The following is a 1126-nucleotide window of genomic DNA, read 5'->3' as shown; positions in this document are numbered from 1 at the left end:
GGCGGTTGTACGATCTCAACGACCTGCTCAAACGGCAGATCTTGATGCGCCTGCGCGTCCAACGTCGTGCGCCGCACGCGCTCGAGCAGTTGCGTCGTCGTCGGCTCGCCCTCCAGATTCACGCGCAACGCCAGCGTATTGACAAAAAAGCCAATCAACGGCTCGATCTCGCGGTGTCCCCGGTTCGCGCTGGGCGTACCAATGACCAGATCATCCTGGCCCGACAAGCGCGCGAGCACCGCACTCCAGGCCGCGAGCACCGTCATAAATAACGTGGTGCCGTGCTCACGGCTCAAGCGCTTCAGTGCATGCGTGGTCTGTACATCGATCTGCACCGGCACGTGCGCGCCAGCAAACGACTGTTGCGCCGGGCGCGGCCGGTCCGTCGGCAACTCCAGCAGCACGGGGGCGTCGGCCAGTGTCGCGCGCCAGTAGTCGCTCTGCGTTTGAAGTCGCTCGCCCGATAGCCACTGCCGCTGCCAGGCTGCATAGTCCGGATATTGAACGGCCAGCGGCGGCAATGAATCAGTTTGGGCTCCAACGCTGGACGCATACAGCGCGCATAGCTCGCGCACCAGCACGCCGATCGACCAGCCGTCTGACACGATATGGTGCTGCGTGAGCACCAATACGTACTCGTCGTCGGCCACTTGGATTACACATACGCGCATCAGCGGCCCGCGCGCCAGGTCGAACAGCGCGCACGCTTCATCAGCAGTCAAATGCGACAGCTGCGCGTCGGCATCGGGCACGCCGCGCAGGTCATGCCAGTGCAATGGCACGCCCGTGTCGGCCGGTAATAGCCGCACCTGCGGCTGACCATCAACGCTCACAAACGTCGAGCGCAACGCTTCATGGCGAGCGAAGAGCGCATCCAATGCCTGTTGCCACGCAGCTCGGTTTAACGACCCACGCACATGCAAGACAAGGGGGATGTGATAGTTAGCGCTTGCCTCATCAAGTTGTGCGAGAAACCAAAGCCGTTGCTGCGCGAACGACAGCGGCAAGTCGCCTTCGCGCGAGACCGGCGTAATCTCAGGCAGCGCACTGGTTTGCTGGTTCAGTTGCGCACTCACCGCCGCCGCAAACGCAGCCAGCGTCGGCGACGCAAATAGGCTCGTCAGCG

Annotated in this window: 1 protein-coding gene; it reads right to left on the bottom strand. The window is 63.0% G+C overall.

The genetic code is table 11. The annotated features are described in order from the left end of the window. Window positions 1–1126 (bottom strand): condensation domain-containing protein (locus tag KPG66_RS17020; RefSeq protein WP_237071628.1); only part of this gene is annotated, 1126 nt, incomplete at both ends.

Origin of the sequence: Mycetohabitans sp. B2, from assembly GCF_021733735.1 — a bacterium.
Lineage (GTDB): Bacteria > Pseudomonadota > Gammaproteobacteria > Burkholderiales > Burkholderiaceae > Mycetohabitans > Mycetohabitans rhizoxinica.
Note: the sequence above shows the minus strand (reverse complement) of the source record. Positions and strands in the feature narration are given on the sequence as shown.